At 74.4% G+C, this 25471-nt stretch carries 25 protein-coding genes; 10 read left to right on the top strand and 15 right to left on the bottom strand.

Translation table 11 applies throughout. The features are described 5' to 3' along the window. Positions 1–17: 17 nt before the first annotated feature. Positions 18–1193 carry a fatty acid desaturase family protein gene (locus tag QRT03_RS12030; RefSeq protein WP_286053017.1) on the top strand — a complete coding sequence of 392 codons (1176 nt, stop codon included), beginning with the start codon at positions 18–20 and terminating at the stop codon, positions 1191–1193. A gap of 78 nt (positions 1194–1271) precedes the next feature. Here QRT03_RS12030 and QRT03_RS12035 read toward each other — a convergent pair whose 3' ends face one another. Then, on the bottom strand, positions 1272–1805 hold the full coding sequence (locus QRT03_RS12035; protein ID WP_286053019.1) for a quercetin 2,3-dioxygenase: 534 nt from the start codon (positions 1803–1805) through the stop codon (positions 1272–1274). A gap of 446 nt (positions 1806–2251) precedes the next feature. Here QRT03_RS12035 and QRT03_RS12040 point away from each other — a divergent pair, with 446 nt between their 5' ends. The 3 genes from QRT03_RS12040 to QRT03_RS12050 all read left to right on the top strand — a co-directional run bounded on the left by QRT03_RS12040 (position 2252) and on the right by QRT03_RS12050 (position 3575). After that, a complete protein-coding gene (locus tag QRT03_RS12040; protein WP_286053021.1) occupies positions 2252–2788 on the top strand; it encodes a hypothetical protein in 537 nt (178 codons plus the stop codon). A gap of 186 nt (positions 2789–2974) precedes the next feature. Further along, positions 2975–3217, top strand: a complete 243-nt coding sequence (locus QRT03_RS12045; protein ID WP_286053022.1) for a hypothetical protein — start codon at positions 2975–2977, stop codon at positions 3215–3217. A gap of 37 nt (positions 3218–3254) precedes the next feature. After that, on the top strand, positions 3255–3575 hold the full coding sequence (locus QRT03_RS12050; RefSeq protein WP_286053024.1) for a type II toxin-antitoxin system PemK/MazF family toxin: 321 nt from the start codon (positions 3255–3257) through the stop codon (positions 3573–3575). 12 nt (positions 3576–3587) lie between these two features. On the opposite strand, the gene QRT03_RS12055 is transcribed toward QRT03_RS12050, so the two are convergent. Genes QRT03_RS12055 through QRT03_RS12080 form a run of 6 tightly spaced genes read right to left on the bottom strand, consistent with a single transcriptional unit; the run spans position 3588 to position 10858 of the window. Next, complete coding sequence (locus tag QRT03_RS12055; RefSeq protein ID WP_286053025.1) at positions 3588–5081, bottom strand: sodium:solute symporter; 1494 nt, start codon at positions 5079–5081, stop codon at positions 3588–3590. A 9-nt stretch (positions 5082–5090) separates the two neighbouring features. After that, positions 5091–6089: an SIS domain-containing protein gene (locus QRT03_RS12060; RefSeq protein WP_286053026.1), complete on the bottom strand. Its 999-nt coding sequence runs from the start codon at positions 6087–6089 to the stop codon at positions 5091–5093. Further along, on the bottom strand, positions 6086–7201 hold the full coding sequence (nagA, locus tag QRT03_RS12065; protein ID WP_286053027.1) for an N-acetylglucosamine-6-phosphate deacetylase: 1116 nt from the start codon (positions 7199–7201) through the stop codon (positions 6086–6088). The genes QRT03_RS12060 and nagA overlap by 4 nt, the downstream gene beginning before the upstream one ends. Then, positions 7198–8349 carry an anhydro-N-acetylmuramic acid kinase gene (locus tag QRT03_RS12070; RefSeq protein ID WP_286053028.1) on the bottom strand — a complete coding sequence of 384 codons (1152 nt, stop codon included), beginning with the start codon at positions 8347–8349 and terminating at the stop codon, positions 7198–7200. The genes nagA and QRT03_RS12070 overlap by 4 nt, the downstream gene beginning before the upstream one ends. Continuing rightward, positions 8346–10142 carry an N-acetylmuramic acid 6-phosphate etherase gene (locus QRT03_RS12075; RefSeq protein ID WP_286053030.1) on the bottom strand — a complete coding sequence of 599 codons (1797 nt, stop codon included), beginning with the start codon at positions 10140–10142 and terminating at the stop codon, positions 8346–8348. Before QRT03_RS12075 ends, QRT03_RS12070 begins: the two co-directional genes overlap by 4 nt. Further along, complete coding sequence (locus QRT03_RS12080; RefSeq protein WP_286053031.1) at positions 10139–10858, bottom strand: GntR family transcriptional regulator; 720 nt, start codon at positions 10856–10858, stop codon at positions 10139–10141. Before QRT03_RS12080 ends, QRT03_RS12075 begins: the two co-directional genes overlap by 4 nt. A gap of 48 nt (positions 10859–10906) precedes the next feature. Here QRT03_RS12080 and QRT03_RS12085 point away from each other — a divergent pair, with 48 nt between their 5' ends. Continuing rightward, a complete protein-coding gene (locus QRT03_RS12085) occupies positions 10907–11476 on the top strand; it encodes an MOSC domain-containing protein (protein WP_286053032.1) in 570 nt (189 codons plus the stop codon). On the opposite strand, the gene QRT03_RS12090 is transcribed toward QRT03_RS12085, so the two are convergent. Continuing rightward, positions 11473–13452 (bottom strand): HNH endonuclease signature motif containing protein, encoded by a 1980-nt coding sequence (locus tag QRT03_RS12090; RefSeq protein WP_286053033.1) that lies wholly within the window; start codon positions 13450–13452, stop codon positions 11473–11475. The two genes, QRT03_RS12085 and QRT03_RS12090, sit on opposite strands and share 4 nt — an antisense overlap. Positions 13453–13554: 102 nt before the next feature. On the opposite strand from QRT03_RS12090, the gene QRT03_RS12095 reads away from it, so the two are divergent. After that, complete coding sequence (locus QRT03_RS12095) at positions 13555–13968, top strand: nuclear transport factor 2 family protein (RefSeq protein ID WP_286053035.1); 414 nt, start codon at positions 13555–13557, stop codon at positions 13966–13968. Positions 13969–14077: 109 nt separating this feature from the next. Here the strand turns inward: QRT03_RS12095 and QRT03_RS12100 are convergent, their stop codons facing one another. The 7 genes from QRT03_RS12100 to QRT03_RS12130 form a co-directional block, all read right to left on the bottom strand. Next, positions 14078–14692, bottom strand: coding sequence for a class I SAM-dependent DNA methyltransferase (locus QRT03_RS12100; RefSeq protein ID WP_286053037.1), 615 nt, complete (start codon positions 14690–14692; stop codon positions 14078–14080). Between the two features lie 3 nt (positions 14693–14695). Next, positions 14696–15478 (bottom strand): transporter substrate-binding domain-containing protein, encoded by a 783-nt coding sequence (locus tag QRT03_RS12105; RefSeq protein ID WP_286053038.1) that lies wholly within the window; start codon positions 15476–15478, stop codon positions 14696–14698. A 30-nt stretch (positions 15479–15508) separates the two neighbouring features. Then, positions 15509–16450: a DUF389 domain-containing protein gene (locus tag QRT03_RS12110; RefSeq protein WP_286053039.1), complete on the bottom strand. Its 942-nt coding sequence runs from the start codon at positions 16448–16450 to the stop codon at positions 15509–15511. 13 nt (positions 16451–16463) lie between these two features. Beyond that, positions 16464–16892, bottom strand: coding sequence for a hypothetical protein (locus tag QRT03_RS12115; RefSeq protein ID WP_286053041.1), 429 nt, complete (start codon positions 16890–16892; stop codon positions 16464–16466). A 21-nt stretch (positions 16893–16913) separates the two neighbouring features. Further along, complete coding sequence (locus tag QRT03_RS12120) at positions 16914–18962, bottom strand: Rv1355c family protein (protein WP_286053042.1); 2049 nt, start codon at positions 18960–18962, stop codon at positions 16914–16916. Further along, positions 18959–19642, bottom strand: coding sequence for a hypothetical protein (locus tag QRT03_RS12125; protein ID WP_286053043.1), 684 nt, complete (start codon positions 19640–19642; stop codon positions 18959–18961). The genes QRT03_RS12120 and QRT03_RS12125 overlap by 4 nt, the downstream gene beginning before the upstream one ends. A gap of 226 nt (positions 19643–19868) precedes the next feature. Continuing rightward, positions 19869–20576: an IclR family transcriptional regulator gene (locus QRT03_RS12130; protein ID WP_286053045.1), complete on the bottom strand. Its 708-nt coding sequence runs from the start codon at positions 20574–20576 to the stop codon at positions 19869–19871. 84 nt (positions 20577–20660) lie between these two features. On the opposite strand from QRT03_RS12130, the gene QRT03_RS12135 reads away from it, so the two are divergent. The 4 genes from QRT03_RS12135 to QRT03_RS12150 all read left to right on the top strand — a co-directional run bounded on the left by QRT03_RS12135 (position 20661) and on the right by QRT03_RS12150 (position 25442). Next, positions 20661–21761 (top strand): mandelate racemase/muconate lactonizing enzyme family protein, encoded by a 1101-nt coding sequence (locus QRT03_RS12135; protein ID WP_286053046.1) that lies wholly within the window; start codon positions 20661–20663, stop codon positions 21759–21761. Continuing rightward, positions 21758–23137: an aldehyde dehydrogenase family protein gene (locus QRT03_RS12140; RefSeq protein ID WP_286053047.1), complete on the top strand. Its 1380-nt coding sequence runs from the start codon at positions 21758–21760 to the stop codon at positions 23135–23137. Before QRT03_RS12135 ends, QRT03_RS12140 begins: the two co-directional genes overlap by 4 nt. Then, positions 23134–24327 carry an iron-containing alcohol dehydrogenase family protein gene (locus QRT03_RS12145; RefSeq protein ID WP_286053048.1) on the top strand — a complete coding sequence of 398 codons (1194 nt, stop codon included), beginning with the start codon at positions 23134–23136 and terminating at the stop codon, positions 24325–24327. Before QRT03_RS12140 ends, QRT03_RS12145 begins: the two co-directional genes overlap by 4 nt. 92 nt (positions 24328–24419) lie before the next feature. Beyond that, a complete protein-coding gene (locus QRT03_RS12150) occupies positions 24420–25442 on the top strand; it encodes a flavin reductase family protein (RefSeq protein ID WP_286053049.1) in 1023 nt (340 codons plus the stop codon). Positions 25443–25471 lie beyond the last annotated feature (29 nt).

Here is a 25471-nt window from a genome sequence, read left to right on the forward strand (position 1 = left end):
AGAGAGGAGCCCGCATCATGGCCATCTCCGACATCAAGGAATTCGCCCACCTGACCGAGGCCGACGTCGAGGCCCTCGGCGAGGAGTTCGACGCGATCCGCCGCGACGTCGAGGCGTCGCGCGGCGCGGCCGACGAGGAGTACATCCGCGGGATCATCAAGACCCAGCGCCGCATCGAGATCGCGGGCCGCGCCGCGTTGTTCGGCAGCGTCGTGCCGCCGCTGTGGATGGCGGGCGCCGCCCTGCTGGGCGTGGCCAAGATTCTCGAGAACATGGAGATCGGCCACAACGTCATGCACGGCCAGTGGGACTGGATGAACGACCCGGAAATCCACTCGGCCACGTGGGAGTGGGACAACGTCTGCCCCGCCGAGCAGTGGAAGCACTCCCACAACTACCTGCACCACACGTACACGAACGTCCTCGGCAAGGACAAGGACGTCGGCTACGAGATCCTGCGGGTCACCTCGGACCAGAAGTGGCACCCTGTCAACCTCGGCCAGCCGGTCTTCAACACCCTGCTGATGCTGCTCTTCCAGCACGGCGTGGCGATCCACGACCTCGACATCGAGGGCCTGCTCCGCCGGGACATCCAGGACCCGGAGGAGTTCAAGGCCAAGCTCGAGCAGGTCGGCCGCAAGATGCGCAAGCAGATGGGCAAGGACTACATCCTCTTCCCGCTGCTGACCGGGCCATTCTTCCTCACGACGCTCACCGCCAACATGACGGCGAACCTCATCCGCAACGTGTGGTCCTACGCGATCATCTTCTGCGGGCACTTCCCCGACGGAGCCGAGGTGTTCACCGAGGAGCAGCTCGAGAACGAGACGCAGGGCGAGTGGTACCTGCGCCAGCTGCTCGGCTCGGCGAACTTCACCGGGAACCGGCTGATGCACGTGATGTCCGGCTCGCTCGGCTACCAGATCGAGCACCACCTGTTCCCGGACCTGCCGTCGAACCGGTACCCGGAGATCGCCGAGCGGGTCAAGGAGATCTGCGCGAAGTACGACCTGCCCTACAACATCGGGCCGTTCCCGAAGCAGTTCTGGAAGTCGATCCGCACGATCTGGCGGCTCGCGCTCCCGAACAAGAAGTTCGCGGCGGAGCAGGCCGCGCACGAGTCGGAGGGGCTGCGCCGCGAGAACGCGTCGAGCACGCCGTCGGCGGAGGCCGATGTGCGGGTGGCCGCCTGACCGGCCCTGATCTGAACGAACGGCACTCTCGCGCACATAGATGCAGCGAGAGTGCCGTTCGTGCGTTCCGGGGCGGGGTCAGTCGATGAGGCGCACGTCGTGGTGGAAGTCGTTGCGGAATCGTCGTGCGGCGTCGCCGAGCTGCTCGGGCGAGGGGACGACGGGGCGCTCCGGGGGCATGCGCGACTCCGTCGGCTCGCCGGCCGCCGCGAAGAACCGTTCGAACCCGCCGGTGCTCACGCCCAGCGTCCGCGCGCGGTGCGACTCGACGCGGAACGAGTGCTTGTGCCCCGCCGGCACGTAGCCGAAGTCGCCCGTCGTCAGGACCTGGTCGACGGTCCCGCCCTGGTTGTCCTCCACGACGACCCGCACCTTGCCGTCGAGAATGTAGAAGATCTCGTGGACGTCGGGGTGCGAGTGCGTCGGGACCGCCGGACCGCGTGGGGCCTCCATCGTGAAGACCCCGAACTGGCCCTGGGTCTCGTCGCCGGAGAGCAGCACCGTGAACAGCTGGTCGAACAGGTGCGCGCGCTCGCCGTCGCCGGCCTCCAGGACGAAGGGCGCGGGACGCCCCGGGAGGGCGGAGGACGGCGTGACGAACTCGGCGGTCATCGCGTCATCGTGCGACCGTCGACCGGTCCGTGCCCCGTGTCTTCCGCTCAACGGCACTCGACAGTCGAAGCCGACCTCGACCGGATCGTCGGTCACGGCATTGCAGCGGATGATGTCCTGCTGCCCGGTACTCCTCGAGTCGGGCCGACCACGATGCTGCGCTGATCGAGCGAATCGCCCTCGAACGTCCGTCGGCGCCCCGCTGGCCCCGGTTGTCTGGTGGACCCCGGCGAGTGCCGGAGCGGATGGGCGCAGCTGTTGGCAGTTTCCAACAGCTCGGCTAGCTTGGTGGGGCGGAGAATGGTCAGTCGAGGTCGGCATCCCAAGGCGCCGATCGCGCAGGCTCTCGACGAGGCCAAGAGATCCGGGATGGACGTCCGAGGAGGACCACAAGGGGCATCGGTGGAAGTCCTCTTCTCCGAGACCCACGAGAGGAGGTCGTCGCGATGGAGGCACCCGGACGACGCGTCTACACCTTCGATCTGCAGATCGACCGACCGATCACCGACGCGGAAATCGATGCTCTGTTCGAGGCCGGCTGCGACGACTGCGGGCCGGAGACCGGCCCTGGCGGGACGGTCCTGCACGTCGATCGTGAAGCGGCCAGTCTCGTCACGGCTCTGGTCAGCGCCGTCACGGACGTCGAACGCGCTGGTCTGACCGTGTCGGGAGCCGGAGCCCCGGACCTGGTCACTCAATCCGAGATCGCCGTACGGACAGGGCGTTCCGTCGAGTCCATCAGGCTGCTCGCGGCGGGACGCCGTGGGCCTGGGACCTTTCCTCGTTCCCTGAACGGCTTCTACTCCTGGGTGGACGTGAAGGCGTGGTTCGCGGACTACGACCCCCGGGCCGTGGACGACCCGTCGCCCGACGAACTGAGCTACGACCAGATCGTGGCCGCCGCGAACATCCTCATCCGGGCCCGCACGGTCCTCCGGGGTCCCCACGCTCCGGGTCTCGAGCAACTCCTCCGGGCCGCATGAGCACCGAGGAGTGCCCAAGCCCTCCTTCGGCGGTCCGCTGTCGAAGAACACAGTCAGCAGAAGGCACGCGGGCACGGACGAATGCAGCTGATCAAGGACGTCGTGGTCGGCTGAGGGCTGCGCCTTCTCGGTCGCCTGAGACCATCCGGCGTTGACAGGAGCTCCTGTACGACAGACCGTATACGCATGACGGTCACCAGTGGCCCCACCGAGGTCTGGCAGGCCCGCATCGGGCACGAACTGGCCGCGCAGCTGCGGGAGGACGCGGGCGTTCTCGGTCTGGAGGGCCGGACGGAGATCGTCCGCGCGGCCCTGGAGCTCCTGCACCGGCGTGCTGCTGAGGAACGGATGGCTCAGAGCGTCGAGGAGTTCTACGGCGCGGAGACCCCTCCGCTCCCGATCGGCGTCGCGCCCGACGACGAGGAGTAGACGGACCCGCTCGACGACTCCTGGCGGCGATCCCCTGATGGACCCACTGCGTGGAGAGGTCTGGATGGTCGGCTTCCCCGGTGCGGGGGAGCATCCGGCTGTCGTGCTCAGCATCAACAGGCTCAATGCCCGGCTCGGTGCGATCGCGGTCGTTCCGGTGACGGGCACGGCGGGACCCACCGAGACGCACATCGCGATCGGCGCCGATGCCGGGCTGACCAAGTACGACGAGTCCTATGCGGACGTCACCGGAGTCCAGGTGGTCGCCAAGGGACGGTTCCGGCGGCGTCGTGGTCTGACCCATCCCGGTGAGCTCGCCCGGATCGAGCAGCAGGTCCGGGTGTACCTCGGGCTGTAGTCGCAGAGGGGCTCACCCCACGGCGACCGGCTCCTCCTCGGGGCTCGGCTCCCGGCGGGGCCGGACCAGCGAGATCAGGCCCCCGACGACGAAGGTGATCACCACGCCCAGCGGCACGAACCACGGGAACGCGAGCGCCTGCCCGTCGATCGAGATACCGAGGGCGGCCCAGCCGACGCCGAGCAGCGTCGCGACAAACGCCACGAACGCCGCGACGCCGTCGGCCCGGCGCACGACCAGGCCGAGCAGGAACGCGCCGAGCAGGGCGCCGTAGGTGTAGGAGGCGATGCTGAGCCCGAGCTCGACGACCGGGTCGTCCGTCGTCGTGAAGAGCGAGGCGAACCCGACCATCACCAGCGCCCACACCCCGGTCATCCACCGGGCGACCTTCAGCATCGTCTGCTCGCCGGGGCGCCAGCCGGCCCACGACTGCACGATGTCGGCGATCGTCGAGGTCGACAGTGAGTTCAGCGCGCTCGACAGCGAGCCCATCGTCGCGGCGAGGATGCCCGCGACGAGCAGGCCGGAGAGGCCCATCGGCAGGTCGCGCAGGATGAACTCGCCGAACACCTGGTCGCTGGTCAGACCGAGCGACGCGAGCGGCGCCCCGCCGTTGCGGGCCCACAGCAGCGCCCCGACCAGCGAGAACAGCGCGAACTGCACGCCGATCGCGACCGCCGAGCCGATCATCGCCTTGCGCCCGTCGGACAGCGACCGGCAGGACAGCACGCGCTGCGCGATGAGCTGGTCGGAGCCGTGCGAGCCCATGGTCAGCAGCGCCCCGCCGACGATCGCGGTGACGAACGCGTACGGGCTCGTCAGGATCGGCTTGGAGAAGTCGAAGACGGTGAACTTCCCGGCGTCCCAGGCCGCGGCCCAGCCGCCGCCACCGACCTGCACCGTCAGCACGACGACGCAGATGACCGCGCCGACGAGGTACAGGCCCATCTGCAGGAAGTCGGTCCAGACGACGGCCTTGATCCCGCCGACGTAGGTGTAGGCCACGGTCACCGCGGTGATCGCGAGGACGATGACGAAGTAGTTCACGTCCAGGCCGAACTCGGCGAGCAGGAGCTTGATCGGGATCGCGCCGGCGAAGAGCCGCACGCCCTCGGCGAGCAGGCGCGTGACGAGGAAGGTCAGCGACGCCAGGCCCTGCGTGTGCCGGCCGAACCGTTCCCCGAGGTACTGGTAGGCCGAGACGAACCCGCCGCGGAAGTACAGCGGCAGCAGCACGAACGACACCAGGATGCGCCCGACGAGGTAGCCGACCGCCAGCTCCACGTAGGAGAACGACCCGCCGTAGGCCACCCCGGGCACGCTGATCACGGTGAGCGTCGAGGTCTCGGTCGCGACGATCGAGAACATCACCGCCCACCACGGCAGCGACCGCTCGCCGGTGAAGTAGTCCGTGGCCGAGCGCTGCCGGCCGGACAGCTTCAGGCCGATCACCGCGATCGCCACGAGGTAGGCGACGATGACGGCGAGGTTGACGACGTCGTGCATCCCGGACTCCTATTCGGTCCTGGTGATCTTGTGGAGGCCGCCGGGGGCGTCGACCTCGACGCCACGGTGCAGCGCGAGGCGCCACGCGAGCTTCTGCGCGGGGACGACGGCGACGATCGGGGAGACGAGGCTCGGTGTGGGTGGCAGGCCGGGTCCGATCGTGACGACGGGTGCGCCGCGGTCGTGCAGCTCGGGGCACAGGTCGAGCACGGAGGCGCTCGCGGCCTCGTCGGGGGCGACGAGCAGCGTCGGGGTCGCGGGCCCGACGGCGCCGATCGGACCGTGGCGCAGGTCGGCGGGGGAGAACGGCGTGACGAGCGACCCGGTCAGCTCGGTCAGCTTCAGCGCGGCCTCGTGGGCGGTCGCGAGGTTGACCCCGCGCCCGACGGTGATCCCGCGCCACGAGGCCGCGAACACCTCGACCGCGTCGTCGACGTCGGCCTCCAGCGCCTCCGCGACCAGGTCGGGAGTGCCCTCGAGGTCGGTGAGCAGCGACGCCGCGGCCGGCTCCGGCGCGAGGCCCGCCGCGACGACCGCCAGCGCGGCCAGCGAGGTGGTGTACGTGCCGGTGGCGGCCACCGAGCGCTCCTCGCCGACGCGGAGCGGGAGGACGAGGTCGGCCTGCCCGGCCAGGTCGGAGGACGGGTCGTTCGTGACGGCGAGCGTGGGCGCTCCCCGTTCCCGGGCGTCGCGCAGGACGGCGACGATGTCGGGCGAGGTGCCGGACTGCGACACCCCGACGACGAGGCGGCCCCACACGTCCGGCGAGGCGCCGTAGGTCGTGACGAGGCTCGGCGTCGCCAGCGTGACCTCCCGCTCGCTCACCAGCGGCACGAGGTACTGCGCGTAGCGGGCGGCGTTGTCGGAGCTGCCGCGGGCGGCGATGACGACGCCGGTGGTGCCGTCGGCCAGGTCGCGCACCGCCTCGGCGGCCGACGCACCCGTCGTCAGGAAGGAGCGCAGGGCCTCGGGCTGCGCGTACAGCTCGGTCTCGAGCAGGGAGCTCATCGCGCCACCTCCTCCCCGCCGACCAGCACGTGGGTGACGGCGAGGGCGTCGTCGAGCACGGTCACGTCGGCGACGCCGCCCGGTCGCAGGACGCCGAGGTCGGGGTGCGGCCGGTGGGCCGCTCCGACGAGGCGGGCGGGGGTCGCGGTCGCGGCGGTCAGCACGTCGGCGAGCCCGATCCCGAGGCCCGCGGCCACACGGATGCAGCCGGCGAGGGACGCGGCGCTGCCGGCGAGGGTGCCGTCGGGGTTGCGGACGGCGCCGTCGGCGAGCGTCACGTCGACGTCGCCGAGCCGGAACGTCCCGTCGGGCATGCCGGCGGCGGCGGTCGCGTCGGTGATGAGCGCCCACCGGCCGGGGGCCGCGGCGGTGACGACCCGCAGGACGTCGGGGTCCAGGTGGTGGCCGTCGGCGATCACGGTGACGACCGCCCCGGGGTGGGCGAGTGCGGCGGCGGCGAGGCCGGGGGAGCGGTGGTCGAACCCGCTCATGGCGTTGAACAGGTGCGTGGCGCCCGCGATCCCGGCGTCGAACCCGGCGTGCGCCTCGGCGGCGGTGGCGTCGCTGTGCCCGGCCATCACGATGATCCCGGCGTGGAGCGCGGCGGTGACGAGCTCGTGCGCCCCGTCGAGCTCCGGCGCGACGGTGGTGATGGCGACCGCACCCGCCGTCCGGATGTCCTCGAACAGGCGCGGGTCGGGCGCCCGGAGAAAGCCGGTCGGATGTGTGCCGGGCCGCTTCGGTGACAGGAACGGGCCCTCGACGTGGGCGCCGAGGAGGCGGGCGCCGTGGACTCCGGTTCGGGCGTCGTCGAGGATCCCGAGGGCGGTGGTCGTGGTCTCCGGGGCGGCGGTGATGACGGTCGGCGCGACCGCGGTGATGCCGTCGCGGGCGAGCGCTTCCCGGAACCGGTGCACCTCGCCGGCGTCCGCGACCGCCGTGAGGTCGACGCCCGCGTAGCCGTTGCACTGCACGTCGACCAGACCGGGGACGGCGATCGCGCCGCCGCGGGCGGGCGGCAGCCCGACGGCCTCGACGCGCCCGTCGACGACCGACACGTCCCCCGGGTGCAGCACCCCGCCGACCAGCGACGCGGAGACGCCGAGCCTCATGCGACCACCTCCAGCGCGCGGACGGCGGGCACGGGCTCGGGCAGTCGCAGTGGCGCGTGGCCGGAGCTGATCCGGCCGAGGACCCGCGGGGTGTGGGAGCCCGTCGCGCCGGGGACGACACCCGGCACGCCGTGCCAGGTCAGGGCACCGAGCAGTGCGGTCAGCACGGCCTCCTTGGCGTCGGAGGGCAGTCCGCGGTCGTCGGCGGACACGAGGGGCACGGGGTCGAGCTCCGCCGCGATCGCCGCGCGCAGCACCGGGTTCGCCATCCCGCCGCCCGAGCCGACGACCTCGGCGGCGTGGTGCGCCCGGCACGCGTCGGCGACCGTGTGGGCGGTCAGCGCGACGAGGGTGGCGGCGAGGTCCTCGGAGCTGACCGCGGGAGCGGCGCTCGCCACCGCCGCGTCCAGGGCGGGCGCGGTGAACAGCTCGCGGCCGGTCGACTTGGGCGGCGGTGCGGCGTAGTAGGGGTCGGCGAGGAGGTGCTGGAGCAGGCCGTCGTGGACGGTGCCCCGTGCGGCGAGCGCCCCGTCGACGTCGTAGGCGACGCCGGTGGCCCGCTGCGCGACGACGTCGAGCCAGCAGTTGGCCGGTCCGGTGTCGAAGGCGGTGACCCGGTCCGGGGACACGATCGTGACGTTGGCGATCCCGCCGAGGTTCAGCGCGACGCGGGTCTCCTGACCGGCCAGCCACAGCGCGTCGAGCGTGCTCGCGAGCGGTGCGCCATGGCCGCCGGCGGCGATGTCGGTGGAGCGCAGGTCGCTGACGACGGGCAGCCCGGTCGCCTCGGAGATCCACGCGGGCTGGCCGAGCTGCAGGCCGCCGGTCGCGTGCCCGTCGTGGATGCCGTGGAAGACGGTCTGTCCCAACCACACCACGAGGTCCCCGCGCACGCCGGCAGCGTCCAGGGCGTGTCCCGCCGCCGCTGCGGCCGCCCGCCCGACGGCGTGGTCGAGCGCTGCGACCTCCTCGACGGACGTCGTCGCGGGCGGGAGCAGCGCGAGTACCCGGTCCTGCAGGCCGTCCGGCCACGCCACGTCGCCGTGCCACAGCACCTCGAGCCGCGCGTGCGGCCCGACCTCGACCGCGCACACGGCCACGTCCAGCCCGTCCGCCGAAGTGCCCGACAGCAGGCCGACGACGATCATCGCCCGGCTCCGGCCGCTGGGTCGAGCTCCGCTCCGCTGCGTCTCCCGGACACAGCCGCCCGCACCGAGCCCGCCGTCGCCAACCGGTCGCGCGCGGCGGCGCCGTCGAGGCCCGCGAGGAGCGCCACCACGGCGGTGGCGACGTCGTCACCGGCCGCGGCCAGGGCGGCGCGGGCCTCGTCGGCGTCCACGCCGGTCGCGTCGCGCACGATCCGCTCCGCGCGGCGGCGCAGCTTCGCGTTCGTCACCCGCACCCCGACCATCCACGGCCCGTACGTCGCGCCCGCCCGCACCAGGGCCGCCGTCGACAGCGTGTTCAGGGCGATCTTCTGCCCGGTGCCCGCGGCGAGTCGGGTCGACCCGGCCAGTACCTCCGGGCCCGTCACCAGCTCGATCGCCACGTCCGCCAGGGCGGCGACCGGGCTGTCCACGGCATTCACGACGGCGACCGTGGTCGCTCCCCGCTCCGCCGCGGCGGCGAGCGCGCCCAGCACGTACGGCGTCCGTCCGGACGCGGCGACCCCGACGACCACGTCCCGCGGCCCGACCCCGATCTCCTCGAGGTCGGCGCGCCCCGCCGCGTCGTCGTCCTCCGCGCCCTCGACCGCCGCGTCGGCGGCGTCGCGGCCCCCCGCGAGCAGGGCGACCGCGCGGTCGGGGGAGAGCCCGAACGTCGGCGGCAGCTCCGCGGCGTCCTGCACCGCGAGCCGTCCCGAGGTCCCGGCGCCGGTGTAGACGAGCCGTCCGCCGGTCCGAAGTGCCGTGCCCAGGGCGTCGGCGGCCTCGGCGATCGGCGTCGCCATCGCCGCGACCGCCCCCGGCGCGACCGCCTGGCCCTCGATCAACCGCGCGACCAGGTCGGGCGTCGGCAGGGCGTCGAGCTCCTCGGACCCCGGTCGCACGGCCTCGGTGGTCAACCGGTCGGTGTCCGCGGCCGGTCCGGTGCCGTCGACGTGCTCGTCCCGACGACGGGTCACAACGGGCTCGTGCGGGGTGGTCGCGTCGGCGGCCAGGGTGAGGAGGCCGTCGAGGGCGTCGCCCGCTCCGTCGACGAGGGTCAGGCCGGCGGCGCGGAGCCGGGCGGACAGCGCCGTCGCGAGCCCCCCGACGAGCGCGACGGGTTCGCCCGCCCCGCGCGTCGTGGCGACCAGCTGGGTCACCGCCTCCTCGACGATCCGCGCGGCCACGGGGTCACCGCTCTCCGCCGCCTCCAGCACCGCGGGCGCGAAGGCGGCGAGGTCGCCCGGCGTCGACGGCCGCCCGGCGAGCACCGCACGGGCCGGGTCCACGAGCGCGGTGCGCGGACCGGCGCCGTCGAGCGCCCGCACCGCCGCTCGGAGCCCGGCCTGTCCGATCCACGCCCCGCCGCCGGCGTCACCCAGGAGCAGGCCCCGGCCGTCGACCCGCCGCACCGTGCCCTCGCGGTCCACCCCGAGCGCGACCGCGCCGGTCCCGACCGCCAGCACCACCCCGGCCCCGTGACCCCCGAACGCGCCGGCGTGCCACGCGATCACGTCAGAGGTCACCACCGCGGTGGCCGCCCCGTCGCGGCCCGATGTCAGCGCCTCCGCGAGGGCTACCGCCTCGTCCGGACGGGTCAGCGCGCCCGGTACGCCGACCGCGAGGGTGCACCCTGCGGGGAGCGGGCCCACTGCCGCGCGCACCACTGCGGCCACCGCCGCCGCGCCGCCCGGGTCACCGAGACCCGCACCCGTCGTCGTGACCCAGCGCCGGTCCGCCGCCGCGATGCGGGCTCCGGAACGGCCCAGGTCGACCGCGATCACCGCGCTCACGGGAGGTCCCCGGGCGGGATGATCTCCATCTCGATCAGGTAGCGGTCGCCGCGGGCGAGCGATTCGACCCGCTCGATCACCTCGCCGCGATGGTCGCGGGAGGTCCGCACGAAGCGCAGTGCCGGCGCGCCCGCGGCGACGCCGAGCAGGGCGGCGTCGGACGCGTCGAGCACTACGGGGGCCACGGACTGCGTGCCCGACCGGATACGGCGGTCGAACCGCGTCGCGAGGAGCTCGTAGTACGACGACGGGCCGTCGAGGTCGTCGCCGGTGAGGCCCGGGACGCGCGCAGCCGGGACGTGCAGGGTCTCCAGCGTCATCGGCTCCTCGTCGGCGAGCCGCACCCGGCAGACCCGCAGGACCGACTCCCCGCCGGGCATCTCCAACCGCGCCGCGAGGTCGGTGTCCGCGACGACGGTGTCCCACCACAGCAACCGCGACGACGGCTCGAGACCGCGTCGGCGCATGTCGTCTCCGAAGGAGGTCGCCATGAGGGGCTGCGCCACGGCGGGGCGGCGCACGAACGTGCCCGCGCCGTGACGGCGCTCGATGATCCGGCGCGCCATCAGCTCCTCGAGCGCCTTGCGGACGGTGGCGCGCGAGACCCCGAACCGCGTCGACAGGTCACGCTCGCCTGGCAGCATGGCTCCGGGGCCGAGTTCGGCGCACAGCGCGGCGACCTTGGCGCCCACTTCCGTCGATCGCGTCACGGCCACGGGAGAGGTATAGACCTGTGATCCGGGTGAATCAAGAGGTACGGACCTGTGCAGATCGTCCGATTCGTCGTGTCGCCCGGGCACGCGTACCTGGGTCGACCGTCGGACGGTCCGGCGCGTACGGAGACCACCTCGCCGGCGGCAATCGAGCTCCGGGCCGGGTACGGGGTCGTCGGTGATCGCTACGCCGGGCGGGCCGCCCACCGGGACGCGGCCCTGACGATCATCGCCGAGGAGGCCCTGGACGCGGTCGCCGCCGAGCTGGGCGTCCCTCCGTTCGACCCGGTCCTGGCTCGTCGCACCGTGGTCACGCGTGGTCTCGACGTCGAACGACTGCGCGGGACCGACGTGCTCCTCGACAGCGGTGACGGCCCGGTCCTCCTCGGCGGCCGCCGACCCGCGGCGCCCTGCGCCTGGATGGACGCGGTGCTGGCCCCGGGCGCACACGCCCTGCTGCGCGGGCGCGCCGGGGTGCGCTTCGCGGTGCTCGGCTCGGGCACGTTGCGGGTCGGCCCACTCCACGTCTCCTTCCCGACGACGGGCGGGGGCCTGTTCGACGAGGAGGTCCTCCTCGACCCGGAGCGCGCTGCGGTCGGGTCGCGACGCCGGAGCTCCTAGAAGGGTGGGTCGCTGTCGTCCTCCTCCGGTCGTGGTCGGGCGGGGCGGGTGGCGTAGCGGTATTCCTCGTCGGCGGGTCGGTAGACCTCGAGCAGCCCTGGGGGGTGCGGGCTGTGGGGGGCGACGGGGTCGGGGAGGGGCCGTACGACGCGGCTCTGCGTGTGGTGCACGGTGCCGGTGGGGTCGGTGATCGTGAATCGGCCGGGTGCGGGTTGTTCGTGGTGCCAGCCGGCGATGTGTTTGGCGCGGTGGTCGGCTTTGCAGAGGTTCGCGAGCCCGTCGGCGTGGGTGCGGTGGGTGTCCTGCCAGTCGTGGGTGTGGTCGTGTTCGCATCGTCGGGCGGCGACCGAGCAGCCGGGGGCGACGCAGGTGGGGTCGCGGGCGTCGATCCAGCGTCCGAGGGCGGCTCCGGGGAGGCGACGGTCGGTGTCGCGCGATGTCGTCGCCGGGTGGTCCTCGGGTGGGAGGTCGCGGGAGCGGTAGTAGGCGGCGAGCAGCGTCGCGAGCCACGGGTCGTGTGCATCTGAGCTTGTGAGGGCGTCGAGCAGCGCCGCCGGGGCGGTGATCTCGACGGTGCGGCGGCGGTGGCGGGGGTCGCGGGTCGCCTCGGGTGGGGCGCGCAGGGTGAGCAGGTGGTGGAGGTGGCCGTGGTCGTCGTGGACGAGGACGTGCCAGCGGGCGGTGCCGAGGTGGTGGGCGCGGCGGCGGGCGACCTCGGGGGTCGTGCCGCCGAGTCCGGGGAGTTCGGCGGGGTGTTGGTCGTGGCCGAGCAGGGTCGACAGGCGCATCCGCAGCGCGACCTGCTCGGGGTAGGGCTCGACCACCGGGTTGCCGGTGAAGCCTCCCGCGCTCGGACCCGCGCCCCCGCCAGAGCTGTCGGGGGTCGGGCTGTCGGGGCGATCGTCGTCGGCCGGGCCTTCGTCGCCAGGAGACTCGTCGAGATCAGGCCCGTCGTCGGGGCCGCTGTCGCCGGAGCTCGAGCCGCCGTCGGGGCAGCCAGGTCCGTCGTCCGGCCCACCGTCGTCCGGCCCACCGTCGTCCGGCCCACCGTCGTCCGGCCCACCGTCGTCCGGCCCACCGTCGTCCGGCCCGTCGTCGGGTCTGTCGTCGGGGTTCGGTCTGTCGTCGGTGGGGCTGCCGGGTGGGCCGCCGCCGCAGAGTTCGTTGACGATCGCGTCCAGGACGGCGGGGTCGTCGTAGCCGGTGAGGGTGCCGTCGAGCAGGCGGGTGAACAGGCGCGCGGAGATGAACCCGCGGCCGTAGTCGAGTCCGAGGAACGCCAGCCGGGTCTGGGCTTCGGCGGCGAGGGCGTCGAGGTGGGCTTTGGCGTCTTGAGCGAGGTCGGGGGGCAGGTCGTGGCCGGTGAGGTCGACCGCGCCGGTGGGGGAGACTCTCGTGGTGACCCGGGCGCGGGCGACGGCGGCGGCGAGGCGGGCGGCGGCCCAGTCGGGGTCCAGGGCGCGTGCGACCTCGAGGATCCGTTCCCGCAACGCTTGATACGCGAGTCCGGGGGCTTCGGGGAGCACGATGCGAATGACGTGGTCGATCTGGTGGTCGTCGAGGCCTTCGGTGGCGGCGTCGAAGATTTCCGCTTTGCGGCTCTCCAGCACACCGTCGTGCATGGCGGCGCCGAGGGCGGGGTGGGCGTCGAGGACGAACAGGGCGAGCCCGTAGCGGGCGCCGGCGGTGATCGCCGACCAACCCAGGTTCGCCGCGGCGATCTTGGGGGCGAACCCGTCGTCGAGGACGCGGCGGCAGTCATCCGCGCGGGAGCGGCAGGCCTGGCGGATGGCGTCGAGCAGGACCGCGTCGTCGTGGTTGCGTTGCCGGAAGGTGGCGCGCATCCAGGCGGCGACGTGCTGGCCGGGCAGCTGGGCGACCGGGGTCGTGGCCAGGGCGGCGGCGAGCTCGGGACCAGCAGGGATGCCCGCGAACGGGTCCCCTCCCGGGGTCTCGGTCTCCACCACAGCGGCCACGATTCGAACACTAGTACGAGGGTCCGACAATCTCGGCGGATCACTGACGGCTGCCGGGTCAATCGGGTCGACGGACCGGTTCGGACCGAGTTGTCTGACGCCGTGCCCGACGCCGACGACCTCACCGACCTCGCTGACCGTCTCGCCCTGCACGAGCTCGTCGCCCGGCACGGGCACTGCGTCGACGCCGGGGACCTCGCCGGTCTGGACCAGGTGTTCACCGACGACGTCCTCTACGACGTCTCCGCCCTCGGTGGCGAGCCGTTGATCGGGCTCGCCGCCATCGAGGAGGCCGCACGCGCCCTGGGCGACCGCAACCCGGTCGCACACCACGTCACGAACGTCGTCGTCGACCTCACACCGGACCGCGCGAGCATCGTGTCGAAGGGTCTCGGTGTGACCACCGACGGCCGGGTGGGCAGCGTGGTCTACGAGGACGTGGCCGTCCGCACCGAGGCCGGGTGGCGGATCGCGCGCCGCATCGTCCACCCCCGCCGCACCCCGCTGCAGCCCTGACGGGCGGTCTCCCCAGCCAGGGCGGTGCCGCGCGGGCCCACGTGCCGTCGGCCAGGGCCGTCGTCAGTCACCTGTCACGGGGACCCGGCCATCTCGGCGGGGCCGGAGCTCAGCCGGCGCACGCGGCGATGGCGGCATAGCGACGATCCGGTCGTTCCGGGACCTGGTGCTGCCGCCGCTCGAGCTCCGTGAAGCCCGCCCGGGCCAGGCGGTCGGAGAAGACGTCGACCGGCCACCGGTAGGCGGTGACGACCTTGTGGTCGAAGGCGGCCACGTCGTCGTCGCTGTCGAAGAACCCGATCACGAGCACCCCGGAGGGCCTCAGCAGGCGCCGGAAGCCGGTGAGGACGCCGTCGACCGCGTCCGGAGCCAGGTGGATCGTGGAGTACCAGGACAGGACGCCGGCCACGGAGTGCTCGGGGACGTCCACCTCGGTCATCGAACCGAGGTGGAACTCCGGCCCGGGGTGCGTGGCCCGGGCGTGCGCGATGAACTCGGGGACCAGGTCGACGCCCGTGACGGCGACCCCCAGCGAATGCAGGAACGCGGTCCAGTGCCCGGGTCCGCAGCCGAGATCGAGCACGGGGCCGTCGAGCCCGGTCAGGTGCCGTCGGACCAGGGCCGTGTCGTCGGAGTGGTCCTTCCAGTCGCCGTCGAACAGGCCGATGTACTGCTCGGACATCGAGGAGTAGGCACGGCGGACCGCGTCAGGGTCTTCGTCCACCGGTCAGCCCAACCAGGGCCGCGCGACGCGGTCCCACGTCCCGTCGGCGAGGGCCGTCGTCAGCCATCCATCGACGCGGTCGACGAACGCCTGGTCGCCGGCCGGGATCAGGTAGGCCTTCTCCGAGGAGTCGAACGGGGCGTCCGGGTGCTCGGCACACAGCACACCGGGGCGGGCGGCGGCCTGCCAGCGGGCCTCGATCGCGTCGGTGATCATGAGGTCCGTCCGCCCGTCGGCGACGGTGTCGTGGATCGTGTTGTTGTCCGGGTACGGCACGATCGTCGCGGCGTGCAGCCGGCCCCGCGCGAACCGCTCGTTCGTCCCGCCCGGGTTCACCACCGCGCGCACCCCCGGCCGGTCGATCTGCTCGAGCGTCGAGTACCGGCCGAGGTCGGCGCACCGGACGATCGGGGTCTTGCCGTCGTGCAGGTAGGGCACGGTGAACGCCGCCCGGGCCGCGCGGTCGGCCGTCACGGAGACCCCGCCGACGGCGATGTCGCAGCGCTGCGCGGTGACGTCGTCGAGCATCGTCGACCAGGTCGTCGGCACCATCGTCACCTGTGCACCCAGGTGCGCGGCGAGGTCGCGGGCGAGGTCGACGTCGATGCCCGACCAGGACCCGGACGCGTCCCGGTAGGTCAGGGGGCGGTAGTCCCCGGTGGAGCACACACGGAGCTCGTGCGTCGCCGCGACCCGGTCGGTCGGGGTCTGTGGGCCGGAGCCGCACCCGGCCAGGACGGCGAGGACGCCGAGCAGTGCGAGCACGACCAGCACCGTCCGCCGCATGGGCCGGACCCTAGCCCGGGTCGGCCGCAGTCAGCCCTCCGAGAGCGGCCGGCCGAGCCCGCGCCGACGGTAGGTGCGCGTGCGCAGGAGCAGGACCACCGCCGCGGCGATGACGATGCCCACGAGGTTGACCAGCAGCTGTGCGACCGAGGAGAGGGACCGCGTCCAGTCCCCGAGCGTCGCGGCCACCACCGCGTAGCCGGCCGCGGGCACCGTCGTGACGGAGATGAACACCCCGACGAGGGCCGCCGACTTCGACGAGGTCATGGCCAGCATCCCGGCCGCGCCCGCGAGCAGCGCGACGATCAGTGAGAACGGCCCCACCTGGTAGATGAAGTCGACCTGGTCCGCGGACTCCAGCGGGCTCACGGTCACGAGACCGGCGGCCTCGGCGGCCAGGCTGGCGAGCGCGGTCGCGACCAGGGCCACCGGGAACCCGATCCCCAGGGCCCGCAGCGCACGGGCCGCGAGATCGCGACGCCGCCCGACGAGGCCCACGGCGAGGGCGGCGAGCGGCCCGAACTCCGGCCCGACGACCATCGCCCCGACGATCGTGACCGGCGAGTTCGTGACGACGCCGACCGCGGCCAGCAGGCACGCGATCGTCAGGAAGCCCAGGAAGCTCGCGGACAGCTGCGCGTCGTCGCCGCTGCGGCCCACCAGCTCGTCCCACACGACGGCGTCTGACCCGAGCCCCGGGACGGCCTCCTCGGCCCGGTCCGCCCGGTCGGAGAGCACCGTGTCGAGGGGTTCGAGGGTGATGCCGCCGTCCCGGTCGACGCCCCGGTCGCACAGGCCGGCGAGGACGTCGTCGACGGCCTCCCGCGCGATGTCGGCGCCGAGCAGGTCGCCCGCGGGGGACACCGCCGCCCCGCGCGACACGGTGAGGTGGGCGACGCCCGGCGCGTCGGTCAGCCATCCGAGGAGTTCGTCGGTCCGCTCGGCCGGACACACCACCCGCAGGTGCAGCACGCCGCAGAGCGTGTCACGCCGCAGCCAGCACCATGCCCGCGGCGACCACCCCGCCCGCGGTCCACGCGACCACCCGGTACCGGTTCGTCCGCACCAGCCGCGCCAGGACCTCGTCGTCGTACCCGGCCGAGAGCCGCCGGTGGCAGGGCACCGAGACGCCCACGGTCACCGCGACCGTCACCGCTCCGCACACGCCCGCCAGCGCCGCCGCCCAGAACGGCACGCCGTCGGGACGCACGACCAGCAGCACGGCCGTCGTCACCCCCTGCAGCGCCCACGGCCCGGAGACCGTCCAGGCCATCAGCCGGGTGTGCCGGTCGTGCCAGGCGGTGAAGGCCGCCCGGTCGATCCCGGCGAACCCCGGGTAGACGAGGACCTGCACCACCCAGACGAGCCCGGTGCAGAACCACACGGACGCGGTGTGGACGACGAGCAGCAGCACGCGCCGGGAGTACCCCGCGGATCACCGCCGGGTCAGGTCGGCGACCGGACGACGGCGGCTGCGCACCGGTGCGCCCGCGGTGTGCCCGAGCCGCAGCACCAGCGCGACCGCCTCGCCGTCGTCCAACCCGACCGCGACCGCGAAGGCGCGCTGCAGGTCCGCGAGGTGCCCCGCGTGCGCGGCGGAGAGCTCCTCGAGGTCCGCCGGACCGTGCGCGTAGAGGAACACCGGCGACGTCGGGTGCACCGCGAGCCCGCGCGCCTGCGCCTCGACCCAGACTGCCTCGACGGCCTGACCACCGCGCACGAAGTCGGCGGGGGTCCGCCCGGCGACGGTGACGACGGCGAGCGCGGAGCTCGAGGCGATCCGGGTGCGGGTGTCGTCGGTGAGGGCGGACCCGCCGCCCCACGCCGCCAGCGTCTGCATCACCTCCGGGCGCCGGACGATGGCGAGGGTTGCGACGTCGGCCGGGCCCAGACCGAGCGCGGCGACGTCGATGCCGGTCGGCTCGCCGTGCGAGACCAGCTCGCCGACCATCTCGCCGTGCAGGCGCTCGGTGAGGTAGCGGACGCGGTCCGCGGCGGCGATCGCCTCCCCGGCGGCCCGCATCGTCTCGCCCGGTTCGAGCAGGTGCAGGTCCCCGCCCTCGGCCCGCGCGGCCTCGACGAGCGCGAGCCGGGTGGCGACGCCGATCGGACGCGGCCGGCCGAGCGCGCGGTCGGTGCCGCGGGCCAGCACGTCCGCGGCGGCCAGGCGCTCGTCGGTGCCGGGTGCGAACCGCACCGTCGCGACCAGGTCGGGCGACCCGGCGTCGGGGAACAGCTCGACGGGTCCGAGCCGGTGCTCGCGGGCCGCGGCGGCGCGGGCGTTGAAGAGCGCCGCGCCGAGGGCGACGTAGCTGCCCCGGTGGGCGACGTCCATCGTCGTCGTGCGCCGGCGGTCGAGGAACAGGCGGAGCCGGCTCGCGTCCGCCTCGACACACCAGGGCTGCACGTTCCCGCCCGACGGTGCCCGGCGGACGGCCTCGAGCACGGCGTCGACCGGCTCGTCGTCGACGTCCACGTCGGGCACAGGGTCCTCTGGGGGCTCCGCCGCGACACCCTCCAGCACCTCGTCGAGGTCGACGCGGGTGCGGCCCGACGGCAGCGGCTCGCCCAGCCCGAACCGGCGGACGGCCGCCGCGACCGTCGCGGCGCCGAGCACCACGTCGCTCCCGAGCTGGGGCCACGTCGACAGCGTCGTCCCCACCTCCACCATCGACGCCGCGGCCCGTGCGGAGACGCGATCGGCACCGACGATCCGCAGCACGTACGGAGCCTTGTCGCGCGCGTCCAGCCCGACGAGGTCGGCCGCGGAGAGGTCGCCGGCGAGCCCGTGGAAGAGCGGCCGGTCGGGCTCGAGGTCGAACCGCTCGACGTCGACCAGGCCCCGGTCGCTCGTGGCCATGAGGACCGGGATGCCCAGCTCCCGCGCCCGCTCGCGCAGCAGCACCTTGACGTCGAGCGAGTCGGCCTCCTCGACGAGGACGTCGACGCCGGTGAGGAACTCGTCGATGCCGTCGACCGTGACGCCGGTGGTGAGGGCCTCGACGTCGAGGTAGGGGTCGAGCTCGGCGATCCGACGGGCGGCGACGACGGCCTTGTTCGTGCCCACCTCGAACAGGCCGACCGGGATGCGGTTGAGGTTGGACACCGCGACCTCGTCGAAGTCGGCGAGCCGCATCCGTCCGCACAGCCCCTCGAGCGCGAGCGTGTGCGCGATCGCGTGCCCCACCGACAGGCCCGCGACGGCGACGGTGAGCCGGTCGAAGCGGTCCTGCTCGGCGTCGGTGATCTTGTTGCGGTTCCGGTCCAGGCGCAGCCGGCGGTAGGCCGCGCGGTCGAGGATGCCGACCACCGCCCGTCGCCACGGGTAGTGGACCCAGCGGGTGGCGGGCGCGGCCTGCGGGCCGCGCAGCGCGGCGAGCTCGGCGGCCTGCGTGGCGCGCTGGTCGAGCACCGTGACCGTCGGGTCGGCGCACAGCGCGTCGAGGGCCGCGCCGTCGACGACGACCGCCCGGGCGGCGGTCACGACGCGGACCGGGGCGTCGGGACGGCGACCTCGACCAGCTCGGCGACCGCGTCGTCGACGGCGCGGATCTCGTCGTCGGACACGTCCGGGGTCCAGTGCCAGCGGTCCCAGTGGGCCAGGAAGGTCCGGTAGCGCGGATCGGGGTAGGCGATCGCGGGGACGTCGTCGACCACGACCGCGCCGGCCGCGACGAACAGCCGCATCGTGTGGGCCGCCGTCCCCATCGCCCAGCGCGCCCCGAGCACCGCGGCCGCGACGACGGGCGTCCGCTTCATCGTGGCCATCAGCTCGCGGCGCCCGGGGAACCCCCGCTCCATCCAGAAGCCCTGGGTCTCGACGAGGCCGTCGGGCACCCAGCCCTGGATCACCGCGCGCACCGCCGGGTCGCCCTCCCACACCTCGAGGGCCTGGGTGTCCTCCGCGGCGGCGACCGGACCGTGCGAGCGGATGCCGGCGACGGCACGCCCGTCGGCGTCGAGCGCGGTGAAGACCAGCGACGTGGGACGGTCGTCGACCCGCGTCGCCGCCTCGACGCCGTGCTCCGCGTAGAGCCGGCCGAGCCCGTCGAGGTGCGTGCTCCACAGCGCGGGATGGCTCTCCGGGGTGGTGACGGCGACCCGGATCCCGGTGCCGGGGACCGCGTAGCTGCGGTACCGGACCAGTGTGTCCGCCCCCGGCACGGGCACGTCCCCAGGGAACAACTCGACCTCCGCGATGTCGGCAGACCGGAGATCGTGCTCGCGGTCGCCCCGGGGCTGAACCGCCGATCGAGGGGCCCGGTCGCCCGGCTTTCTTCGCCCGTTCGCCGAGGTCAAGAGCGACCTTTCGGGCTACTCAATGCAGGTGCTCAGCTCAGCGTGAAGATCCTCTGGGCCGTCGGGGTCGGGCCTGCCGCCGAACGGGAGATCAGGCCCCCAGACGGGTGGACAGGTCCGCGGCGGCCTCGACGGTCGCGGCGCCGAGGCGGTCGAGCACCGGGCGCACCCGCGCGATCGGACCGGAGGTGTTCAGCGCCGCCACGACCCCGCCGTGGATGTCGCGCACCGGCGCGGAGACACCGGCCAGCCGGCGGTCGAGCTCGCCGTCCACGACGGCCACGCCGTCGGCGAGGGTGCGGGCCGCGATGCCCGGGTCGAGCCCCGCCGCCCCCAGCCGCCGCGCCAGCGCCGCCTCGTCGCGGAAGGCCAGCAGCACCCGTCCGGCCGAGCTGACCTCGACCGGCACGTCCGAGACGTCGAACGCGACCCGGGGAGCGGACCCGTCGCCGGCCACCGTCAGGACCGTCGCGACCGCGTCGCCGTGCAGGCGGCACAGGTGCGCCCCGACGCCCCAGCGCGCGGCGAGGACGGTCAGGACCCGACCCGCCGTCCGGACCAGCCGGGCCTCCGTGGTGCGGGCGGCGAACGCGTAGAGCCGCCAGCCCAGCGCGTAGCGGCGGCTGCGCGGGTCCCGCTCGACGAGGCCCTCGTCGGCGAGGGCGACGAGCGCGCGGGAGACCTGCGACTCGGTCCGCCCGGTCAGCGTCGCCAGCCGCGCGACGCCCAGGCCGGAGCCCTGCGCCTCGGGGGAGGCCAGGGCGCCCAGGAGGTCGGCGTCGCGGCGCAGCCCGTCCATCCGGCCAGGCTACTTGCGCTGAGCGCAAGTCCGCCTTGTCGGGCCGTCGGGCCACGGGTGCACTGCGGGCGTGGGGGCCGCGCCGTGAAGATCACCGACATCCGCGTCACCGAGCACACGCTCGAGCTGGACCCGCCGATGCACGCGGCGTGGGACCCGGACCCGCGGCACGCGTTCGCCGCGACGCTGGTCGAGGTGCACACGGACGCCGGGATCATCGGCGTCGGGTCCGGGGACACCATGGCGGGCTTCGCGCCGCACGTCCCGCACTTCCTCGGCACCGACCCGCTCGCCCTCGAGACCCAGGTGCGCCGCATCGAGTCGGTCGCCTTCCACGGCGGGCGGTTCTGGCCGCTGGAGGCCGCGCTCTGGGACGTCGTCGGGCAGGTCGCCGGCCTGCCGGTGTCGGTGCTGCTCGGCGGGGTGGCCGACCGGCTCCCGGTGTACGCCTCCTGGTGCTCGGTGCAGCGCCCGGAGCGGCGCGCCGACGACGCCCTCGAGCTCGTGGCCGCGGGCTTCCGCGCGGTGAAGGTGCGCGTCGACCCCCGGGACCCGGAGCCCGGGGTCGCCTCGGTCGCCGCGGTCCGCGAGGCGGTGGGGGACCGGCTCGACGTGCTGGTCGACCTCAACCAGGCGTGGCGGATGGCCGGCGACGTCCGGCCCGCCGTCGAGCTCGTCGACGTCCGGCGGCTGGTCCGGCGCCTCGCGGAGTTCGAGCCCGGCTGGATCGAGGAGCCGCTGCCCTACGACGACGTGGCCGGACACCGTCTGCTGCGCGCGGAGAACCCGGGGCTGCGGATCGCCTCCGGGGAGATGTGCGACGACGCCGCCCAGCTCGCGCCCCTGACCGAGGAGCTCGACGTGGTGCAGACCGACGTCGTGCTCTCGCTGGGCATCACCCGCACCCGCCACCTCGCCGAGGTGATGCGCGCCCGCCACCGCCGCTTCACCCCGCACACCTGGTCGAACGGGCTCGGCCTGCTCGCGAACCTGCACGTCGCGGCCGGCGTCGGGGCCGGCCCGTACCTGGAGTTCCCCTACGACCCGGCCGGCGGCTGGACCCCGGAGCGCCGCGACTTCCTGCTCGCCGAACCGCTCCGACCCGCCGCCGACGGCACCCTCGCCGTCCCCCAGGCACCGGGCCTCGGTGCCGTCCTGCACCCCTCGCTCGGGAGCGACCGATGACCTCCACCAGTCCACCGACGTCGCTGCTCATCGACGGCGTCGAGGTGACCCCGGACGCGACGATGCCCGCGTACACCCCGCGCGACGGCTCGCTGCTCGGCCACGTCCCGTTGGCGCGGCTCGCGCCCGCGGCCCGCAAGGCCGTGCTGCTCCGCTTCGCCGCCCTGGTCCGCGAGCACACCGAGGAACTCGCGCTCGCCGAGACCCTGGACACCGGCAAGCCGATCCGGGAGTCACGCCAGGTCGACGTCCCGACCTGCGCCGACGTCCTGACCTGGTACGCCGAGGCGATCGACAAGCACTACGACCTGATCGCCCCGACCGGCCCGGGCGCGCTCGCGACGATCACCCGTCGCCCGCTCGGGGTGGTGGCCGCGGTGGTGCCGTGGAACTACCCCCTGATCATCACCGCCTGGAAGATCGCGCCCGCGCTCGCCGTCGGGAACAGCGTCATCGTGAAGCCGGCCGAGCAGTCGCCGTCGTCCGCGCTGATCCTCGCCCGGCTGGCCGCCGAGGCGGGCCTGCCCGACGGCGTCTTCACGGTGCTCTCCGGCGACGGCCCGACGACGGGTGCGGCGCTCGGGCGCCACCCGGGGATCGACAAGATCGGGTTCACCGGGTCGGTCGAGGTCGGCCGGCTGTTCCACCGGTACTCCGGGGAGTCCAACGGCAAGGCCGTCGCGGTCGAGGCGGGCGGGAAGTCCGCGCAGGTGGTGCTGCCCGACGCCGACCTGGACGCGGCGGCCTCCGCGATCGCGTGGGGGATCTTCTACAACGCCGGCCAGACCTGCCACGCGGGCTCGCGCGTGGTGGTCGACCGGTCCGTGCACGACGAGCTGGTCGGCCGGGTGGTGGACCTCGCGAAGACGTTCACGGTCGGCGACCCGCTCGCCGAGGACACCGTGCTCGGGGCGATCGTCGACCGGACCCAGCTCGACCGCGTCGTCGGCTACCTCGACCTGGCCCGGGACACCGTCGACGTCGCGTTCGGCGGGTCGGTGCTCGAGCCGGTGCCCGGCGGCACCTACGTCGAGCCCACCGTCCTGGACGGTGTGGCGAACGACAGCCGGCTCGCCCAGGAGGAGATCTTCGGTCCGGTGCTCTCGGTGGTCACGGCCGACGGTCCGGACGAGGCGGTGGCGCTGGCGAACGCGACCCGGTTCGAACTGGCGGCCGCGGTGTGGACCCGCGACGTCACGACGGCCCACCGGGTGGCCGACGCGCTGCGCGCCGGGACGGTGTGGGTGAACACGTTCGACGCGGCCTCGGTGACCACGCCGTTCGGGGGCGGCGGGGACACCGGCGGCGGCCGGGACCGCTCCCTCGCCGCGCTGGACGCCTACTCCGCGCCCAAGACCACCTGGTTCGCGCTGTGAGCGCCGTCGAGCCGCGCCCGGTGGCCGCCGCGCCGTGCGCCTGCCCCGCCGCCGTCCCGTTCCTGCACGAGCCCGGGCCCGCCGTCGACTCCGGGGCGGGTGCGCTCGCCCGGCTCGGGGACCACGTCCTCGATGTGCACTCCTCCGCCCGGTCCGGCGGCGCGGTCGTGGTCACCGACCCCGGGCTGCGCGCCACCGGCATCGTCGACGAGGCCCTGACCGTGCTCGCCGCCGCGGGCTGCCCGACCGTCGTGGTCGACGAGATCCCCGGCAACCCGACCGTGCCGTCGGTCGAGGCGGGCGCCGGCCTCGTGGCCGGGGCGTTCCCCGGCAGCCGCCCGGTGGTCGTGGCGCTCGGTGGCGGGTCGGCCCTCGACGCCGCCAAGGGCATCGCGCGCCTGGCCGCCGACCCCACCGGGCCCGGCCTGCCGCTGATCGCCGTCCCGACCACCGCGGGCACCGGCGCCGAGACCAACGGGTTCGGCGTGCTGGAGGACCCGGTGCGCCGCTGCAAGGTCTACTGCGGTGACTCCTCGACGACGCCGCGGGTCGCGCTGCTCGACCCGCTGCTGACCCACGGCCTGCCGCCCGGGGCGACGGCCGCGACCGGCGTCGACGCCCTCGTGCACGCCCTGGAGTCGCTGGTCAGCCGTGGTCGCAGCGCGGTGTCGGAGGCGTTCGCCGCGGAGGCGCTGCGGCGCGTGTGGCACCGACTCCCGGACGCGTACGCCGACGGTGCCGACGCGGACGCGCGTGCCGAGATGCTGATCGGTGCCCACCTCGCCGGGCAGGCCCTCACCCGCTCCGGGCTCGGGCTGGTCCACGGCCTCGGGCACGCGCTGACCGCCCATCACGGCGTCGTGCACGGCCGCGCACTCGCGATGGTGCTGCCCGAGGTGGTGGCGTGGTCGCTGGACGACACCGCCGACGCGCCGGCCGACGGCGGGGCCTGGGCGCGTGTCACCGAGATCCTGGGCCTGCGGCACCCCGGTGAGCTGCCGGGCGCCCTCGCCCGCTGGACCGACGCGGTCGGCGTGCCCCCGGGCATCGACCGTGCCGGCCTGGGCCTGGGGTCCGACGAGGTGGCCGCCCTCGCGACCACCGCGGCGGCCGACCCGGTGGGCCGCAACGCGCCACGCACGGCCGACCGGACCGCCCTGGTGGGCCTGCTCACCCGCTCGCTCCACTGACCCGGCGACTTGTCCAGATGCAACAGAACCCGTGAGCCGGTCGTCGCTTCGGCTGTAGCGATCGGGGCGAGGGCGTCCTTACCGTCGGGGACATGATCGCTGAGGTAGTCGCCCGGGCGGCGCGCGTGCTGTTCACGCCGCTGCTGCCGGACGACTATCTCGCGGTCGTCGACCCGCTGTGGTCGGCGCGGGCGCCGCGCGGGCGCATCATCGCGACCCGCACCGTCGGACCCGCCACCACCGAGCTGACCATCCGGACCGGCGCGGGCTGGCGCGGGCACCGTCCCGGCCAGCACGTCGGTCTCGGCGTGGACCTGGGTGGGCGCCGCCACTGGCGCACCTACTCGATCACCTCGGCGCCCGACGCCGAACACCTCACCGTGAGCGTCACCGCGGTCCCGGACGGCTCCGTCTCGGTCCACCTGGCCCGCGTCGCGCAGGCCGGCGAGCTCGTGGCCCTCGGGCCGGCCGGCGGGGAGTTCGGGGCGGAGGGCCCGCTGCTGATGATCTCCGGCGGGAGCGGCATCACTCCGATGCTGGGCCTGCTGCGGGGCGGCGCGCTCGACGGGAACGACACGGTGCTCGTCCACTCCGGGCGCGGCGGCCACGTGCACGCCGACGACCTGGACGCCCTCCCGGCGACCGTGCACCGGCACGACAGCACCGCCGGGCACCTGCAGCCGTCCGACCTGGACACGCTCGTGCCGGACTGGCGGGCGCGCACCCTGCTGGTCTGCGGGCCGGCGGGCATGATCGACGCCTTCTCCGCGTCCGCGGACGAGGCCGGTGTGCCGTGCGTGGTCGAGCGGTTCGTGTCCCCGGCGCCGACCGTCCTCGACGACGGCGCCACGGGCGGCACCGTCACCTTCACGACGTCGGGTGTCGTCGCCGAGGCCGACGCCGTCACCCCCCTGCTCCGCGCCGGCGAGGACGCCGGCGCCCTGCTGCCCAGCGGCTGCCGCATGGGCATCTGCCACACCTGCGTCGGGCGCCTGAGCGCCGGCGCCGTCCGGAACCTGCACACCGGCGAGATCGAGGCCGCGGAGGCCGAGGGGGACGTCATCGTCCGCACCTGCGTCTCCGCGGCCGCCGGCGACTGCCGCATCGACCTCTAGCACCCGCTCCCCAGCGCTCCCGGAGGAAC

The sequence above is a fragment of the Actinomycetospora termitidis genome, from assembly GCF_030286555.1.
Classification (GTDB): Bacteria; Actinomycetota; Actinomycetes; order Mycobacteriales; family Pseudonocardiaceae; genus Actinomycetospora; species Actinomycetospora termitidis.

What these genes read in the sequence shown, in the direction of transcription:
- QRT03_RS12035 (WP_286053019.1), bottom strand. Translation starts at nt 1,805, where the DNA reads ATGACCGCCGAGTTCGTCACGCCGTCCTCCGCCCTCCCGGGGCGTCCC.
- nagA (WP_286053027.1), bottom strand. Translation starts at nt 7,201, where the DNA reads ATGAGGCTCGGCGTCTCCGCGTCGCTGGTCGGCGGGGTGCTGCACCCG.
- QRT03_RS12050 (WP_286053024.1), top strand. Translation starts at nt 3,255, where the DNA reads ATGGACCCACTGCGTGGAGAGGTCTGGATGGTCGGCTTCCCCGGTGCG.
- QRT03_RS12105 (WP_286053038.1), bottom strand. Translation starts at nt 15,478, where the DNA reads ATGCGGCGGACGGTGCTGGTCGTGCTCGCACTGCTCGGCGTCCTCGCC.
- QRT03_RS12045 (WP_286053022.1), top strand. Translation starts at nt 2,975, where the DNA reads ATGACGGTCACCAGTGGCCCCACCGAGGTCTGGCAGGCCCGCATCGGG.
- QRT03_RS12070 (WP_286053028.1), bottom strand. Translation starts at nt 8,349, where the DNA reads ATGATCGTCGTCGGCCTGCTGTCGGGCACTTCGGCGGACGGGCTGGAC.
- QRT03_RS12030 (WP_286053017.1), top strand. Translation starts at nt 18, where the DNA reads ATGGCCATCTCCGACATCAAGGAATTCGCCCACCTGACCGAGGCCGAC.
- QRT03_RS12150 (WP_286053049.1), top strand. Translation starts at nt 24,420, where the DNA reads ATGATCGCTGAGGTAGTCGCCCGGGCGGCGCGCGTGCTGTTCACGCCG.
- QRT03_RS12040 (WP_286053021.1), top strand. Translation starts at nt 2,252, where the DNA reads ATGGAGGCACCCGGACGACGCGTCTACACCTTCGATCTGCAGATCGAC.
- QRT03_RS12130 (WP_286053045.1), bottom strand. Translation starts at nt 20,576, where the DNA reads ATGGACGGGCTGCGCCGCGACGCCGACCTCCTGGGCGCCCTGGCCTCC.
- QRT03_RS12060 (WP_286053026.1), bottom strand. Translation starts at nt 6,089, where the DNA reads ATGAGCTCCCTGCTCGAGACCGAGCTGTACGCGCAGCCCGAGGCCCTG.
- QRT03_RS12055 (WP_286053025.1), bottom strand. Translation starts at nt 5,081, where the DNA reads ATGCACGACGTCGTCAACCTCGCCGTCATCGTCGCCTACCTCGTGGCG.
- QRT03_RS12140 (WP_286053047.1), top strand. Translation starts at nt 21,758, where the DNA reads ATGACCTCCACCAGTCCACCGACGTCGCTGCTCATCGACGGCGTCGAG.